Origin of the sequence: Pseudoteredinibacter isoporae, from assembly GCF_040372805.1 — a bacterium.
In the GTDB taxonomy this organism is placed as follows: domain Bacteria; phylum Pseudomonadota; class Gammaproteobacteria; order Pseudomonadales; family Cellvibrionaceae; genus Pseudoteredinibacter; species Pseudoteredinibacter isoporae_A.
The window spans coordinates 104691-121229 of sequence record NZ_BAABWJ010000009.1 but is presented as its reverse complement, the minus strand read 5'-3'; the positions used below and the strand labels follow the sequence as shown (position 1 = coordinate 121229).

At 50.1% G+C, this 16539-nt stretch carries 13 protein-coding genes and 1 tRNA gene; 9 read left to right on the top strand and 5 right to left on the bottom strand.

Going from position 1 to position 16539, the window contains the following annotated elements; translation table 11 throughout:
- Positions 1–219: 219 nt before the first annotated feature.
- The 3 genes from ABWW03_RS16345 (at position 220) to ABWW03_RS16335 (ending at position 3324) form a co-directional block, all read left to right on the top strand.
- Complete coding sequence (locus ABWW03_RS16345; protein ID WP_353410068.1) at positions 220–1461, top strand: multifunctional CCA addition/repair protein; 1242 nt, start codon at positions 220–222, stop codon at positions 1459–1461.
- A complete protein-coding gene (locus ABWW03_RS16340; RefSeq protein WP_353410066.1) occupies positions 1458–2186 on the top strand; it encodes a pteridine reductase in 729 nt (242 codons plus the stop codon). The genes ABWW03_RS16345 and ABWW03_RS16340 overlap by 4 nt, the downstream gene beginning before the upstream one ends.
- A gap of 190 nt (positions 2187–2376) precedes the next feature.
- Positions 2377–3324 carry an alpha/beta fold hydrolase gene (locus ABWW03_RS16335; protein ID WP_353410064.1) on the top strand — a complete coding sequence of 316 codons (948 nt, stop codon included), beginning with the start codon at positions 2377–2379 and terminating at the stop codon, positions 3322–3324.
- A gap of 86 nt (positions 3325–3410) precedes the next feature.
- On the opposite strand, the gene folK is transcribed toward ABWW03_RS16335, so the two are convergent.
- The 3 genes from folK to tsaD are packed head-to-tail and all read right to left on the bottom strand — an operon-like array spanning position 3411 to position 5333.
- Positions 3411–3923, bottom strand: a complete 513-nt coding sequence (gene folK, locus ABWW03_RS16330; RefSeq protein WP_353410062.1) for a 2-amino-4-hydroxy-6-hydroxymethyldihydropteridine diphosphokinase — start codon at positions 3921–3923, stop codon at positions 3411–3413.
- Positions 3924–4286, bottom strand: coding sequence for a dihydroneopterin aldolase (folB, locus tag ABWW03_RS16325; protein WP_353410060.1), 363 nt, complete (start codon positions 4284–4286; stop codon positions 3924–3926). It lies immediately after the preceding gene.
- 12 nt (positions 4287–4298) lie between these two features.
- Positions 4299–5333, bottom strand: coding sequence for a tRNA (adenosine(37)-N6)-threonylcarbamoyltransferase complex transferase subunit TsaD (tsaD, locus tag ABWW03_RS16320; RefSeq protein WP_353410058.1), 1035 nt, complete (start codon positions 5331–5333; stop codon positions 4299–4301).
- Positions 5334–5627: 294 nt separating this feature from the next.
- Between tsaD and rpsU the strand changes: the two genes are divergently transcribed.
- The 6 genes from rpsU to ABWW03_RS16290 all read left to right on the top strand — a co-directional run bounded on the left by rpsU (position 5628) and on the right by ABWW03_RS16290 (position 12390).
- Positions 5628–5843 (top strand): 30S ribosomal protein S21, encoded by a 216-nt coding sequence (gene rpsU, locus ABWW03_RS16315; protein ID WP_166849292.1) that lies wholly within the window; start codon positions 5628–5630, stop codon positions 5841–5843.
- A 151-nt stretch (positions 5844–5994) separates the two neighbouring features.
- Positions 5995–6444 (top strand): GatB/YqeY domain-containing protein, encoded by a 450-nt coding sequence (locus ABWW03_RS16310; RefSeq protein WP_353410200.1) that lies wholly within the window; start codon positions 5995–5997, stop codon positions 6442–6444.
- Positions 6445–6496: 52 nt separating this feature from the next.
- Positions 6497–8518 carry a DNA primase gene (gene dnaG, locus ABWW03_RS16305; RefSeq protein ID WP_353410055.1) on the top strand — a complete coding sequence of 674 codons (2022 nt, stop codon included), beginning with the start codon at positions 6497–6499 and terminating at the stop codon, positions 8516–8518.
- A gap of 128 nt (positions 8519–8646) precedes the next feature.
- Positions 8647–10470, top strand: a complete 1824-nt coding sequence (gene rpoD, locus ABWW03_RS16300) for an RNA polymerase sigma factor RpoD (RefSeq protein WP_353410053.1) — start codon at positions 8647–8649, stop codon at positions 10468–10470.
- 192 nt (positions 10471–10662) lie between these two features.
- Entirely contained in the window at positions 10663–12216 is a 1554-nt protein-coding gene (locus tag ABWW03_RS16295) for an AbgT family transporter (protein WP_353410051.1), read from the top strand.
- Positions 12217–12313: 97 nt separating this feature from the next.
- Positions 12314–12390, top strand: a tRNA-Ile gene (locus ABWW03_RS16290).
- A gap of 432 nt (positions 12391–12822) precedes the next feature.
- On the opposite strand, the gene ABWW03_RS16285 is transcribed toward ABWW03_RS16290, so the two are convergent.
- Entirely contained in the window at positions 12823–13563 is a 741-nt protein-coding gene (locus ABWW03_RS16285) for a hypothetical protein (RefSeq protein WP_353410049.1), read from the bottom strand.
- A gap of 150 nt (positions 13564–13713) precedes the next feature.
- Positions 13714–16467 carry an AAA family ATPase gene (locus ABWW03_RS16280; protein ID WP_353410047.1) on the bottom strand — a complete coding sequence of 918 codons (2754 nt, stop codon included), beginning with the start codon at positions 16465–16467 and terminating at the stop codon, positions 13714–13716.
- Positions 16468–16539: the final 72 nt, after the last annotated feature.

Genomic DNA, 16539 nt, shown 5'->3' with positions numbered 1-16539 from the left:
CCCACAGGTAGACTGAGGGGGACGCTGATTTTCGCGCAATAATGGTGGTAAACATACGGTTCACTAGGGTATCCAAAATAAATATTTACAGTGCTTCGGTTCAAAGACACTGCTGATAAAGAAACTTGGCCGCCAATCTTCCAGCAATTACACTGGCCGCCAATACGTAAATCCATTACAGTGTCGAACAAGAATCGATCAAGGTCAAGCACGAAATTTATGGAATGCTATTTAGTCGGCGGCGCCGTACGCGATGAGCTAATGAATTACCCATTTGATGAAAGAGACTGGGTCATCGTAGGGGCCACCGAACAAGACCTGAACACCATGATCGCCGAAGGTTATCAACAGGTCGGCAAAGATTTTCCCGTTTTTCTCCACCCCGACAGCAAAGAAGAATACGCCCTGGCTCGTACCGAACGAAAAACCGGCCACGGTTATGGCGGCTTCAGCGTTAACACCGAAAATGTCAGCTTGGAGGACGACCTGAGTCGGCGGGACCTCACCATTAACGCCATCGCCAAAAGTGCTGACGGAAAAATCATCGATCCCTATGGGGGGCAACAGGATCTCCAGCAGGGTATTCTTCGCCATGTTTCTGATGCCTTTGCCGAAGACCCCCTGAGAATTTTACGCATCGCTCGTTTTATCGCCCGCTATACCCACCTGGGGTTTCGCATCGCCCCTGAAACCCAGCAACTCATGAAAAACATGGTGGCCGCCGGTGAAGTGGAACACCTGGTGCCCGAGCGAGTATGGAAGGAAACCGAACGTGCTTTGGGGGAACGCAGTCCGGCGGCCTACTTCCAGTGTTTGCGAGATTGCGGAGCCCTCAAGGTATTGATGCCAGAACTTGATGCCTTGTTTGGCGTTCCCCAGCGAGCGGAATATCATCCTGAAATTGATACCGGCCTGCACAGCTTAATGGTGTTGGAACAAGCCTGCCAACTCAGCCAAGAACCGAGAATCCGTCTGGCCGCTGTCTTGCACGACCTTGGCAAAGCCGAAACGCCAGCAGACATTCTCCCGCGACATCACGGCCACGAACAACGCAGCCTGCCCTTAATTCGCACACTATGTGAACGCTTGAGAGTGCCTAAAGTCTTTTTGCGTTGCGCATTGCACCTTGCCGAATTTCACACCCTGAGCCATCGCGCAATGGAACTTCGCGGTGCGACCCTTGCAAAATTATTCAAACAGCTGGACGCCTACCGACATCCCGAAGCGCTGGAAGACTTTTTGTTGGGTAGCTTGGCCGACAGCTTGGGTAGAAAAGGGTTTGAAGAACAGCCCTACCCTCAAAAGGCCTATCTCGAAGGCGCCTACCAAATCGCCTGTCGCATTAACGCCAAAGAGATTGTTGCCCAAGGCTACAGCGGCGCCGATATCGGCATACAATTGGAGCAACAGCGCATCAAAGCACTTGAACACTATCGAACAACAGAAGGAAAGCCAGCGTGAGTGAAGCGGCGGTCGTGTTAATTACCGGAGGAGCCAAACGCATTGGCGCCGCCTTGTGTCGACGTTTTCACGAGGGAGGTTATCGCGTGCTATTGCATTACCGCCATTCGAAAGACGCCGCTGACGCCCTGGCCTCTGAACTCAACCAGGAAGCACCCGATAGCTGCTGTTGTATTCAGGCCGATCTGAATACCCTGAGCGGCATACGCCAGCTGGCCGAATCGGCTAAGCGGAAATGGGGACGAGTCGATCTTTTGATCAACAATGCCAGCAGCTTTTACCCCACCCCCATCGCCGACTGCAACGACGCTCAATGGGATGACCTGATGGGCAGCAATGCCAAAGCTCCCCTGTTTTTGAGCCAGGCCCTAGCCCCAACGCTCGCCAAACACAAAGGTGCCATCATTAACTTTGCGGATATCCATGCCGAAAAGCCCATGGCCAATCACAGTATTTACAATATGGCCAAGGCGGCCAATGTAATGCTGACCAAGAGCTTGGCTCTGGAGCTGGCGCCAAGTATCCGAGTAAACAGCATCGCCCCTGGCGCGATTCTATGGCCGGAAGCGGGCGAAGAAAATGCCTCCATACTGGCAAAAATTCCTCTGCAACGCTGTGGCGGCGAAGCCCCTATTTGTCAGGCCGCCTGGTATCTGGCCGAGCAAGCACCCTATACCACCGGGCAAATACTGGCCATCGATGGCGGCCGCAGTCTGCACATGTAATTCATCGTCTCCACACCCCATTGGGCGTTCAAATCTAAATCACACTTTTGATTTAACTCAGCCAGTCGCGCCAAAAATCCAGCCATAGCAGTAGTTCTATACGATTTTTCAGGTTATTATTTGCGCGCCTTTATGGCGATTAACGCGAAAAACAGCAAGATTCACCTAAAAAAACAAGTTGGATACCAACATGCGTGCGCTGCTCTATTTTTTGGTGGGCCTTATTGCCCTGGCGATTGCCTCCTATTCTGCTCTCTATTTTCTCAGCCCGGCGACGCTCGTCGAAGCGGGTATCAGCCACGAACGCAAACAAGCCGGCCTCGAGCTGAAACAAATCGAAGTCGCCGATCACGAGATGCATTATCTGAGTGGCGGCCCGGAAAACGCCCCGGTTCTGTTGATGCTCCATGGATACGCCGCTAATAAAGACAACTGGGTGCGCTTTGCCGCCCATTTCAGCGATCGCTACCGCATTCTGATTCCCGATCTTCCCGGCTTTGGTGACAGCAGTCGATTGAATCAACAACGCTACGACATCGACAGTCAAGTTGAGCGCCTGCAAGCCTTTGTTGATGCCCTGAAATTACCGCGCTTTCATTTGCTGGGAAATTCCATGGGGGGAATGCTATCGGCCGCCTACAGCCTGGAGCACCCCGATAAAGTCTTAAGCCTGGGCCTATTGAACAGCGCTGGCGTACAAGAGCCTGAATTAAGTCCTCGCAGCAAGGCCTGGGCGGAAGGCCGCAATATCCTGCTGCTAGAAAACAGCGATGATCTCGACCGCCTGTTCGCGCTGGCCTTCAATCATCCACCCGCCATGCCGCAAATTGCCAAGGAATACCTCACTCAAAAAGCGCTTGAACAAAGAGCCTTCAATGAAAAAATCGCAAAAGATTTAACGGAACAACCCTATGAACTGGATGACAAACTGGGACAGATCAACACCCCCAGTCTGGTCATATGGGGCGACAGCGACCGCATTATCGACGCTTCATCCGCACAAGTATTTGAACAGGGTTTACCAGACGCCACCGTCATTATCATGAAAGACACCGGCCATCTTCCAATGCTGGAGCGCCCGAAAAAAACCGCAAAGCACTATCAGCAATTTTTACGCAACGTTACAGGTAAAGAATAGTCCCGACACGACCGCCAGACTCTTATAAGACAGGGGCTGCTAGACGCCGCAACGACCAAGCGGCACCGCAATCATGCTAACAGGTTTTATTTCGCCGTAGAAATCACCTGTCCTTGCCAGCTGAAATCAATTGGCCATAACTTTTGCGCCTTATCATAATTCTGCCAAAGCTCGGCAAAACTCTGCTCACAAACCGGGTGAATATCTTCAGCGGCAATTTCAGCAAGCGGCAATAACACAAAGGCATTTTGAGTGATTTCTTCACGCGGCAGCTCGACGCCGGCTACCTTGCCCACGATGTCATCGTACAACAAGATATCAACATCCAAAGTACGGCCGCTGAAACGCGGCACATCTCGACGACGGCCGTTCTCATCTTCGATGGTTTTCAAACTCTCATTGAGGGCGGCCAAATCCAGGTCTGTCTCGAGCTCTACCACCATGTTATAGAACGGCTCGCCCGAAAATCCGACCGCTTCGCTTTCATAAACCGATGACAGCGCCAGAATATGAAAATGGCGGTTTAAGGCATCCAGACAAGACGTTATATGAAATTCCCTGTCTTCATTGCTCCCTAAACTTAAAAATACTCTCGCCATTTAACGATCTCCGCGCTGTCCGCGCTCAATTAACAAACCGACATTACTCGCCGTCGGTACCGCACCGGGCTTACTCAATTTCATTCGCAGCCAGGAAATGGAAAAATCATTCAACAGCAATTCACTCAATTCTTCGGCCAGTGACTCAAGCAGTTCATATTCCGTGCCCGCCACATGTTCACTGATGCGATCGGATACGGCTTTGTAATCCAGGGCGTATTGCAAATCATCTGTGCTGGCCGCCTGACGAATATCCCAGGCCATCTCCAAATCTATGCGTAAGCGTTGCTTAATTTTACGCTCCCAATCAAACACCCCAATGGTTGCGTCAACACATAAACCTTCAATAAAAACGATATCCATAGCACTTCTCGCTCAAGCCTCAATGTCAGGCAAACTTTCCAAATCCCAGCGCGGCTGAACTGTCAACGATAAGGCCTGTTCCTGGCCCGCGAGCAGGCGTTGACATCCGGCATAGGCGATCATGGCGCCATTGTCAGTGCAAAACTCATGGCGGGCGTAGTACACCCCCGCATCAATTTTAGCCAGCTTGCTTTCCAACTCCGCGCGCAAGCGCTTGTTCGCAGATACACCACCGGCAATCACCAGGGTTTTCAATCCTTCTTGCTCGAGGGCTCGGCGGCATTTAATAACCAAAGTTGCGACAACCGCATCCTCGAATGCATAGGCAATATCGGCACAGCACTGATCGTCAGGCAAGCCGTTTTCGAGCTTGTGCTCAGCGACAGTATTCAAAGTAAAGGTTTTCAAACCGCTGAAGCTGAAATCCAGACCAGGGCGATCGGTCATCGGGCGCGGGAAACGGAAGCGTCCCGGCTCCCCCTGTTCGGCCAACTTGGCTATCTGTGGGCCACCCGGGTAATCCAGATCAAGCATCTTGGCGGCTTTATCAAAAGCCTCACCCGCCGCGTCATCCAATGATTCCCCCAGCATGCGGTAACGACCAATGCCGTCCACTCTCACTAACTGGGTATGACCACCGGAAACCAGCAAAGCCACAAAAGGAAATTGGGGAGGGTTGGCTTCCAGCATGGGGGCCAGCAAATGCCCCTCCATATGATGAACACCGAGGGCTTTGCAACCCCAGGCATAGGCCAACGACCGGCCTGCACAAGCTCCGACCATTAAGGCACCCACCAGTCCGGGCCCCGAGGTGTAGGCAATGCCATCAACACCCTTACTGTCTGTACCCGCTGCAGACAAGACCTCGTCAATCAAAGGCAACAGCTTGCGCACATGATCTCGAGAGGCCAATTCAGGCACCACACCACCATACTCTGAGTGCAAATCCACCTGTGAATACAGGCTATGAGCCAGTAGCCCCTGCTGACTGTCGTAGACGGCAACCCCCGTCTCATCACAGGAGGTTTCGATACCTAAAACGCGCATGAATTTGGCCTTTCCACCGGGATAAACAAAAGCCCGGCATAATAACAGCTTGAGCCGGGCTTACCAGAAAAATGCCGCCCCAAAGCGGCCTACAGCCTCGAACAGGAGGGATAATTGCGTTTTTGCACGCTCGATACAAGACAAAAGCTTGCGCAGGCAGGCAAGACTGTATAGAATTTGCGCCCCTTGGAATGGTGTGAATCCTGCGTTTGCTCCGCGCGCTGCGGCCTACAAACGAAACAAAGCACCCATTAAAGATACACGAAATTAAAAATTGGAAAGGTACAATCAACAATGCCTGCAGTTAAGCTGAAAGAAAACGAACCATTTGATATCGCTCTGCGTCGCTTCAAGCGCTCTTGTGAAAAAGCCGGTGTACTGGCCGAAGTACGTCGTCGTGAGTTTTACGAGAAGCCAACCAGTGTTCGTAAGCGTAAGGCTGCTGCCGCTGTTAAGCGTCACGCCAAAAAGGTTCAGCGCGAATCTCGCAAGTTTCAGCGTCTGTACTAAGTTTCTAGCCTGTTTACAGGTTAGCGCAGACCAACTCAAGTTCGCTTGAGTGAGTGTATCTAAGCCCAGCCTCGAGCTGGGCTTGCGCGTTTGGCCCTTTGCAATTCAACAAGGGCTGCCATACCCCAATTCACTGTGCACATAAGGAATGATCATGTCTGAGCTGAAAAAGACCATTGCCACCGCTGTAAAAGACGCCATGCGAGCAAAAGACAAAGCCAGATTGGGCGTATTGCGTATGGTACAAGCCGAATTCAAGCGCATCGAAGTGGACGAGCGTATTGAGCTGGACGATGCCCGCGTATTAGTGGTTCTCGACAAAATGCTCAAGCAGCGCAAAGACTCCGCACAGCAATACCGTGACGCCGACCGTATCGATCTGGCCGAACAGGAAGAATCTGAAACCGTCATCATTCAGGAGTTTCTGCCTGCCGCCCTGAGCGAAGACGAAGTGTCGGCAATCATCGACGAGGCCATTCAAAGCAGTGGCGCCGAGTCTGCGCGCGACATGGGCAAGGTGATGGCACTCGTTAAGCCGCAGATCCAGGGTCGCGGCGACATGGGCGCGGTCAGCCAGCTGGTCAAAGCCAAGCTGTCCTGAGGGCATGCAAGCCCCAATTGTGCCCCGCACAACGGCTCGCTAAACTAAGCCCATGAGCGGCCGCATACCCCAAAGTTTTCTCGATGATCTACTTGACCGCATCGACATTGTCGATGTGGTTGATCATCGTGTGAAGCTGAAAAAAACCGGCAAAAACTACAGCGCCTGCTGCCCCTTCCACGAAGAAAAAACCCCAAGTTTTACTGTCAGCCCCGACAAACAGTTCTATTACTGCTTTGGCTGCGGCGCATCCGGTAACGCCCTCGGTTTCGTCATGGAATACGAGCACCTCGACTTCCCGAATGCCGTGGACGAACTCGCCAAACTGGCCGGCGTCGAGGTGCCCAAAGAAAAGCAAAATATCTCGCCAGCGCAAAAAGAGCGGGAAAAACAACGCCAGGAAATCTTCACGTTACTGGAAAAGGCCGACGCCTATTACCAGTTGCAACTGCGCCAAAACACCCATAAGACCCAAGCCATCAACTACCTCAAATCACGGGGCCTGAGTGGTGAAATCTGCAAACGTTTCGGCATTGGTTATGTCCCGGCGGGCTGGGATAACTTAAAACAGGAATTGGCCAACGATCAGTCGACCTGCAAGCGCCTCGAAGAGGCCGGCATGCTGATCCACAACCAAAACAAAAACAGCTATTACGATCGCTTCCGAGAACGCATCATGTTCCCGATACGCGACCGGCGCGGGCGAGTTATCGGCTTTGGCGGACGAGTGCTGGGCGACGAAAAACCCAAATACCTGAACTCGCCAGAAACACCCGTATTCCACAAAGGCGAAGAGCTTTACGGCCTCTGGGAAGCCCGCCAGGCAAACTCCCAGATACAGCGCCTATTGGTCGTGGAAGGCTATATGGACGTGGTCGCCCTGGCTCAGTTTGATATTAACTACACCGTCGCCACACTCGGCACGGCCTGCGGCGAAGCGCACCTTCGCCTGGCGTTCAAATACACCCAGGAAATCATTTTCTGTTTCGATGGCGATGAAGCCGGCCGCAATGCGGCCAAGCGCGCGTTAAGCAACTCCCTGCCGGTTATGACCGACGGCCTGCAAATCAAATTTTTATTTCTGGAAGACGGGCAAGACCCAGACAGCTACGTCCGCCAATTTGGCAAAGACAAATTCCTGCAACGCATTGATGAGACCGCCAGCCCGCTCGAAGACTTTTTGTTTGACAGCCTATGCGAAGACATCGACGCCAGCACCATGGGCGGCAAGGCCCAGCTGAGTAAACGCGCCGCGCCCATGCTTAACCTGTTGCCCAAGGGCGTCTATCGAGAGCTGATGTTCAAGCACCTGGCCAAGCGCACTGAGCTTAGTCTGGACACGCTGCTTGAACTCATCGATCAACCCTTGCCACCTCTGCCCAAGGAAAGCCCCGCACCGAAAGAAGAACCCCAGGCTGAAGCACTGACTACGACAGCGCCTCAGGAATTCCCTGAGCAGTTGCCACCCGATGGCGACAACCCTTGGCAAGCCTATGAAGCCCTGGCCGAACAGCACGTCGAGGACAGCAATGACCACTATACGACAGCCATTGACAGCTACCGAGAGTCTGAACCGCCCTCGGCACCACTGAGCAGTGACTCAATAGGCCGCGGCAGCAAGGAGCAGGATAACAAGCTCAGCCCCCAGAAATTGCTGATTGGCCTGCTGATGAGCCGCCCGGAGCTGGCCAAGGAACTGGACGACATCGAGCTGTTCAGCCATTTCAAGGACGCCGACAGTCAGCTGCTCCTCCGCTTGGCCCGCTGTCTGCAGAGCCGCCCCCATTTCAACATCCACCAACTCACTGGCCACTGGCTGGCAAGCTATGGACAACAGGAATGGCAGAAACTCAAAGGTATCGCCGAACAGAGCACATCCGTGCTCTCAGCGGCCATGCGAGAAGGAAACTTTGACGACAACGCCGAACTCAAAGCTTGCGAAGACAAACTGCTCCAGCAGCAACAACGACAATCGCGCCAAAACAAGCTCAAAGAGCTGAAAAGCAAAGCCTTTAACGAGCTCAGCACCGAGGAAAAAACCCTGTTTCGCCAACTCATCCAGCAGGGCCATTGAACCCCTCCGCAAATCAAGCATAACAGGAGTAAATAAAAGCACCCTCCAGGCTTGATTTTCTAGAATAAGCCCCTATTTATGGGCTATAATCTCCTGTTTACTTCGCCAGCATATTTTATAGGTCACGAATGAGCGATAACACGCAACAGCAACAGTCCCGAATCAAGGAACTTATTGCCCGCGGTAAGGAACAAGGCTACCTTACCTATGCCGAGGTCAATGATCACCTTCCTGAGGACATTTCTGACCCAGATCAGGTTGAAGACATCATCCAAATGATCAATGACATGGGCATCAAGGTGTATGAAACCGCACCAGACGCCGATGAAATCTTGATGACGGATGGTGACTCCTCCGCCGACGAAATCGCCGCCGCCGAAGCGGCCGCTGCACTGGCTGCGGTAGAAACCGAAGCCGGCCGCACCACCGACCCAGTGCGCATGTATATGCGTGAAATGGGTACCGTAGAACTGCTTACCCGTGAAGGCGAAATCTCAATCGCCAAACGCATCGAAGAAGGTGTTCGCGAACTCATGCAGGCCATGTCTTACTGGCCTGGCTCCGTGGAAAACCTGATCAATGAATACAAGCTGATCGACAAAGAAGAGCGCCGCCTGCCCGATGTTATCTCTGGCTGGCTCGACCCTGCTGACGATGTACCTTCTGCCCTGGCTCAAGCCCAAGCAGCAGAAGCCATGTCCGACAGTGACGACGATGACGATGAGGACGACAACAACAACGGCATTGACCCAGAAGAAGCCAAAGAGCGCTTTGGCAAACTGGAAGCCCAGTTGAAGAAAACCGTCAAGGCACTCGAAAAGCACGGCCCTGACAGCAAGCAGGCCGCCAAAGAGCAAGCCGCACTGGGTGAAATCTTCAAATTCTTCAAACTGCCACCTCGCCAGTTTGATCCGCTGTATAACGATATCCGCGACACCTTGAATCAAGTACGCCAACAAGAGCGCCTGATTATGGATCGCGTGGTACGCAAAGCGAAAATGCCACGCAAAACCTTTATCAAGGAATTCCCTGGCAATGAGATCAACGATGACTGGATTCCAGAAGTCATCAAGAAGAAGCGCGACTACTCAGAAGCCCTGAAGCGCTTCCTGCCAGACATTCAACGTGCCCAGCGCAAGCTGCAGCAAATTGAAGAGAACAGCCACTTGGCCCTGGCCGACATCAAAGAGATCAACCGTCGCATGTCGATCGGTGAAGCTCGCGCCCGTCGCGCCAAGAAAGAAATGGTGGAAGCCAACTTGCGCCTGGTAATTTCGATCGCCAAGAAGTACACCAATCGTGGCTTGCAATTCCTCGACCTGATCCAGGAAGGCAACATCGGCTTGATGAAAGCGGTAGACAAGTTTGAATACCGCCGTGGTTACAAGTTTTCAACCTACGCCACCTGGTGGATTCGTCAGGCGATCACTCGCTCGATTGCCGACCAGGCCCGCACCATTCGTATTCCGGTACACATGATTGAGACCATCAACAAGCTCAACCGCGTATCACGTCAAATGCTTCAGGAAATGGGCCGCGAGCCAACTCCGGAAGAACTGGGCGAACGTATGGACATGCCAGAAGACAAGATTCGCAAGGTACTGAAAATCGCCAAAGAACCGATCTCCATGGAAACCCCGATCGGTGACGATGAAGATTCACATCTGGGCGACTTTATCGAAGACCACACCATCACCTCCCCTGTGGAGTCGGCAACTGGTGAAGGTCTGACCGAAGCAACTCGCGATGTTCTGGGCGGCCTGACCGCTCGCGAATCCAAAGTTCTGCGCATGCGCTTTGGTATCGACATGAACACTGACCACACCCTGGAAGAAGTGGGCAAGCAGTTCGATGTTACCCGTGAGCGTATTCGTCAGATCGAAGCGAAGGCCTTGCGCAAACTGCGCCACCCTTCTCGCTCTGACCATCTGCGCAGCTTCCTCGACGAATAATCGAGCAAGCAGAGCAAAAAGGCGGCCTTGGCCGCCTTTTTTGTGCCTGCTGTTTGGCAAACTTCTGCCTTTAACGGTTTTCGCTCCTGACACATAGTGACATAATCGCTCTGTCGCAACGTCTTCACAAGAGACGTATAAAAAGGGGATGTATACAGAGGCTCCCCATCATTCTAAGCACAGGACTTTTTTATGAGCGAGACCACAACGGCCAACGCGGAATCCACCCGCCTGAGCCGCCTACTCGACAAGGTGGAAGTAATCGGCAACAAACTCCCCGATCCCGCTATCATCTTCTTAATCAGCTTAATTATTGTTTGGACCCTCTCCGCCATTATGTCGAACCTTCAGTTCGACGCCATTGACCCACGAACTGGCGAAGCCATTGTGGTCAACAACTTGCTCACCGGCGCTTCGATTGCCGATTTTCTTTCACGAATGGTCACCATCTTTACCGGCTTTGCCCCATTAGGTGTAGTACTGGTCGCCATGCTGGGTGTTGCGGTAGCGGAACACGCTGGCTTTATTAACGCCGGCATCAAACGCATGTTGGATGCCACCCCGAAAAGCTTACTGACGCCCTCCGTAATTCTCGTGGCCATTGTGAGCCATACCGCGACCGATGCCGGTTATGTACTGGTGATTCCACTGGCGGGTATTATTTTCAGCGCCATGGGCCGCCACCCACTGGCGGGTATTGCAGCGGCCTTTGCCGGTGTGAGCGGCGGCTTCAGCGCGAACTTTGTGCCATCGGCTATCGACCCACTCTTGCAGAGTTTCACACTGAGTGCTGCACAGATTGTTGATCCAGAGATTCAGATCAACCCACTGAACAACTACTTCTTCACCTCAGCCTCGAGCGTGCTGGTAATTCTGCTGGGTTGGTATTTGACCGACAAAGTTATCGAACCACGCCTGGCCAACACCAAAGTGGATGGCGATACCGAAGACCTGCCGAAGTTTGGTGAACTGACCGATAAAGAACGCTCCGCCCTGCGCTGGGCCACTGTCACCATGATCGCTGGCCTTGCCATTCTGGTTGCTGTTGCTTGGCCAACAAGCTCCCCGCTTCGCGCCGCTAATGGAGAACTGGCTTCGTTCAGCGCGCCGATCATGCGCTCCATCGTGCCACTGATTTTCTTACTGTTTGTGATTCCCGGCACCGTATACGGGTACATCGCCGGCACCTTCAAAAGCAGCAAAGACGTCATCGGCGCCATGAGCAAAGGCATGGAAGGCATGTCGTACTACGTGGTCATGGCCTTCTTCTGCGCCCTGTTTATTGATGCGTTTGGTAAATCCAATTTGGGTGCATTGTTAGCGGTCAACGGCGCCGAAGTGCTGAAAACCCTGGCCCTGCCCAGCATGGTAACCATGGCCGGCATCGTCTTCCTGACCGCGTTTGTAAACCTCTTCGTTGGCTCTTCGTCCGCCAAATGGGCATTGATCGGCCCCATCCTGGTTCCGATGTTGATGCAAATCGGTATCTCCCCCGATCTGACTCAGGCCGCATACCGAGTGGGCGATTCCTCCAGTAACATCATCACCCCACTGATGCCTTACTTCCCACTCGTTGTGGTTTACTGCCAACGCTATGTGAAGAGCACCGGTATCGGCACCTTACTGTCTCTGATGCTGCCCTACTCTGTAGCCATCATCATTGCCTGGACCGTATTCCTGCTCATCTACTGGGGCCTAGGCTTCCCACTTGGCTTGCAATCCAGCTACGTATACCCAGCTGGCTAAGCCCTTGAAAGCACGAGAAAAAAAGCGCTAGAGATCTAGCGAAATACAGGCGAGGCGATTATAATCCCTCGCCTGTTTGATGACTTTCATCACATCAGGGCCCTTAGCTCAGCTGGTTAGAGCACTCGACTCATAATCGATAGGTCCGCGGTTCAAGTCCGCGAGGGCCCACCACTTCCCCTTCCTTTACTGACCTGGTGTCGTAACCATAACTTGGCCACCGAGCCAGAATGCTAAGCTTCTATCGGCAAAGAGGAGAAGCCAAAGCCATCCTCTCCCAACACATGATAAGAATATATAATTTTAACGCTGTAGAAACTGGGTCAGTATTGAGACCGTCGGTTTACACCGTAGCCGCCGCTCGCTAATTACTAACATCATCCATAAGCAGAGGAAATCTGTCAAAATAGCCCTAAAATTTACAAGGCGCGTTAACTCTTCAACCACTTCAATTTATGGAGACCTCCCGAGGCAGTTCTAGAGAATGCAATGAAGAACATATAATAGTCGCCTTTCGGCCAGAAGCGGACATTCAGGGACGCTACAGCCGCTCCGGAGCAAGCTTGCTTGCGGAGGTCTTGACTGGCTCTGATTGTTTAATCTTTATCAGCCATTAAGCCAAAGATTATCTCTAATTAGTGTAACTGGGCGCGAAAGCAATACATCCACATTAGGACTATATTGGTAGATAATCCCAACCAAGCTAAATGATGAAATGCCAGCGCTGGATATTTTGTGTAAAAATAAAGGCCCGCCACTAATACCACCCAAATCGCCGGTCATATCACGACCATTCTGGATTGTGATTAGGCATTTATCTACCTCCAATCTACAGGTAATTATATCCGCGGCTGCATCATCGATTAGTGTAGATCCTGAGCTTATAGTGTCGAAAATAACATTGTCTGATGATGGCCTCTCTCTCCAAACACCGGGATAACCACCCCAAAGGACAAAGTTGCCAATTTCAACCCCCTCATTAGTAAATTCTTCTAGCTCAAAAAAATGGGTTGGTACTTCTCCATACGCACCAAATTTCTCTTCGGCATAGGGCTCTAGATAGAGTGTGCAGAGATCATAACCCTCGTTTTCGTCAAACCATATCTCGTCTAACTCGACTAGGATATTCCCAATATATAATGAAACATCTCCTTCTTCTTCGACTCTTTTTCTATATTCATTTATCACGTGAAAGCATGTGAGCCCAAATCTTTCACCTCTGAACTTAATAAGAGTTACTGTTCCATTATTTACCTTTGCATCATCTCTATTTGGATTTCCGAAATAGCATGGTGATGTAAATGATAATGAATATTTGGTTAGTTGAACGCCGAGAATATTATCCATATTTATATTAAGGCCTGGACGAGCTTACCCCAGCCTCTCTGTGCTAATTTCTGTTTTAGGTTGTTATAACAAACTTATACCTGTCCACCAACGGCCAAAAGCGGACATCACATAAAATAAATGCATCCCTTTTTCTTCCATATCAAAGAATCATGCCGCTTTACGTCTACTTTCAACTCTCGCTATAAGTTCTTTTAGTGCATCAATATCCATCTTCAACTCTGCCGCAGTTGGTGCTGGCTCATCGTCAATCGACGATGGGTCATGTGCTTCGACAACCTCATTGCATCGCTGATTGATTCTCAGCAACTCCGTCACCTCATCACTTTCAAGACCAACAACCCTTTCCAAACGAGATACATTTATATATTCATTAAATCGCTGAACAGTACCACCTAAGATAAAGTCCTGAATAACGCGCTCAATTGTTGCACGAAGAAAACTATACTGCCTAATCATATCTTGCGAAAGCTCTTCATTGGGATCAGCGGGCCACGGCAGCCTGTCGAACTCACGCTGTTTTTTTTCAAGCGTGTCTATCCTTTCCTTGTAGCTTTTATGGACCCAAGGGAGACCTTTAACCACATTACCATAATAGCCACCATTAGGTTCCAAAAAGCTAAATTCTATGGACAAGCCTTGCTTTTCAGTCTCATCACGGAGCTGAGTAAGAAAAACTACATCATGAGTAAAAACTATCACCTGCCGGATGGCTGACTCCTTCACAAGCCTTCTCGCCAGCTTTCTTCTTCGACGATGATCAAGTGATGAGACTGGATCATCAAAAACAATCCCACAGGCATGGTCAGACAATTTTAACTCTGCCAAAAAAGCCCCCAAGGCAATAGCTCGCTGTTCACCTTCACTTAATATTTCACCTAAATCACTAGCCGCAGGGAGATCGAGCAACAACTGATGTTTTACTTTACCCTTTTGATTCCTATCTTTTAACTTTGTTTTTATATGGCCAATCCCAAGATCACTAAACTCTTCATCAAGCGCCTTTTTTAACTCTAGAGTAACTGCCGTTGATGAAAGTTCTTTCGATTTATCAGAGATAGGCCTTGTTTTTAAGTAATTTGAACATCTAGAGAGCTTTTCTTTTTTCTTTATCCGCTCGACTAGATCAACAACTGATTCAGCACATACTGACAACTGTTCTCTGGATTTTAATTCATCTCTCTCTTTTGATAATTTCTCCTTTTTATCTTTATCTATTGCCTTCAAGTAAGTACGACAAGCCTGCAACTGCTTTGCAGCCAACTTTCTTAGAGCTGCTCGTGGAGATAGAGATAAACCAGGCATATTAGATAATTCAAATCCACTATTTTGCTTCTGCATCCAGTCATGCCTAGATGAAATACAGGCAGAATACTCACTAATAACTGACTTTAAATTACCGTCCAGTTGATCGATTTCATTACTTAAAGCTGTATCAAATCCGAAATCTAAATTTGCCCGCTCTATTTTACCCTGAGCTGTTTCCAGTTTTTTCCTTGCTTGTTCCGCCTCCTTTGCCACATCATCTTGTATGAATTTTTCAAAACGAGCCAAACGATCTACTGCTGGACCAACATTTTGCTGACATAAAGGACAAAGCTGATCGTTCTCAAAATGAGGGTAATCACACTCAGGATAGGCAGCTTCTTTAACAAAGTTTCTCGCTGCCTCATACATTGACTTCCAAACAATATCACCAGTGCCTGGCAGCAAATCTTCTCCAGATCGAAGTGACCCTGCTGCTGCAATTTCAGCTTTTCCTGCGGCATCCGCACTCATCAATAAATCATTTAGCTTCTTTACACCGTCCTCACTGACCCAGCTAAAGGACTTATCTATGCGCCCCACTAAAGCCTTAATTCTATCTGCAGACATTCTAAACTCTTCTGCTTTAGTGGCGGGATCAGAGTCCGCAAGCGCGGCATCAAGTTCAATAAGCCTATTGATTTCATCTTCTGAAACGGCTGCAAGTTTTACCAAGGATTTTGTATCAGTTTTTGCGCTAAGAGACGAAATAGTTTTCCCAACTTTAGTTTCACCCTCAAGATGCATGAAACTAGATTTGTCAACACTTATGCTAGCCAGTTCTGTAGTCAATCGATGGCTGATTTCAGGAATAACCTTATTTGCTAAATCTTCAATTACATCCAACCCATATGGGAGAAAAGCAACATCTTGCTCTTCTGTTAGATATGCTCTCGCACAGCGAGAATCGAAAACTGATATTTTCGCTAGATCCTCTGGCGGCTCGCTACTATCTAACCACTTCACTTGCTTAGAAACAGAGTTAACATCTATATCAAATAAAGCCTCAGGAACATGCTTATGAGATTCGGGGTCATTTGCGTCAGGCCTAACCAGCTCCGGTGCGCCACGGGCACGGCACACCTTTTTGAGTACACGCACATAACCAGATTTACCTGCTCCATTTCCTCCATAAATAGTAGACATTCCATTGCCAGCAAACTCTAATTTTTGACCTTCTGCCAAACGGTTAACATTACTCAAGTCCCTTACCGAGCGGATCAGAACTTTTTCGCCTACCCTTGAAGTAGCAGGTAAATCAGATTTTGTGAGGGGTACTGCTTGTGGAGGACTTTCTACAGAGATACCTTGCTCGTGTTTAAGAAGCAGATAAAGCTGATCATAATCAGTAGAAGATAAACCATTATCTTGCTTGAATAACCTTCTTACGGCATCTCTCTGCCATAAAGGAAGCTTACCGGATGTCCATTCAAAAATTTGCCCTAACAATGAGTCCTCATCAAAAGCCTCATCAGATGAAGCAGAGATGGTTTCACTGCTAAGTTTTTGCCAAGGGCTAGTCGATTGTATCCAATTTTGAGCTTCATACTCATCATCAATTTCTACAACTTCACCCGTAATGCTATTTTCAAGTTTCAACTCTGCCTCCTTGCTGAAAGCTATTTATGGAACTGAATTTTACTTATGAGATAACCTTGAAGTTAATAATCC

Coding starts and splice junctions, on each gene's coding strand:
- ABWW03_RS16345 (WP_353410068.1), top strand. CDS start 220: ATGGAATGCTATTTAGTCGGCGGCGCCGTACGCGATGAGCTAATGAAT.
- ABWW03_RS16335 (WP_353410064.1), top strand. CDS start 2,377: ATGCGTGCGCTGCTCTATTTTTTGGTGGGCCTTATTGCCCTGGCGATT.
- folK (WP_353410062.1), bottom strand. CDS start 3,923: ATGGCGAGAGTATTTTTAAGTTTAGGGAGCAATGAAGACAGGGAATTT.
- folB (WP_353410060.1), bottom strand. CDS start 4,286: ATGGATATCGTTTTTATTGAAGGTTTATGTGTTGACGCAACCATTGGG.
- tsaD (WP_353410058.1), bottom strand. CDS start 5,333: ATGCGCGTTTTAGGTATCGAAACCTCCTGTGATGAGACGGGGGTTGCC.
- rpsU (WP_166849292.1), top strand. CDS start 5,628: ATGCCTGCAGTTAAGCTGAAAGAAAACGAACCATTTGATATCGCTCTG.
- dnaG (WP_353410055.1), top strand. CDS start 6,497: ATGAGCGGCCGCATACCCCAAAGTTTTCTCGATGATCTACTTGACCGC.
- rpoD (WP_353410053.1), top strand. CDS start 8,647: ATGAGCGATAACACGCAACAGCAACAGTCCCGAATCAAGGAACTTATT.
- ABWW03_RS16295 (WP_353410051.1), top strand. CDS start 10,663: ATGAGCGAGACCACAACGGCCAACGCGGAATCCACCCGCCTGAGCCGC.
- ABWW03_RS16285 (WP_353410049.1), bottom strand. CDS start 13,563: ATGGATAATATTCTCGGCGTTCAACTAACCAAATATTCATTATCATTT.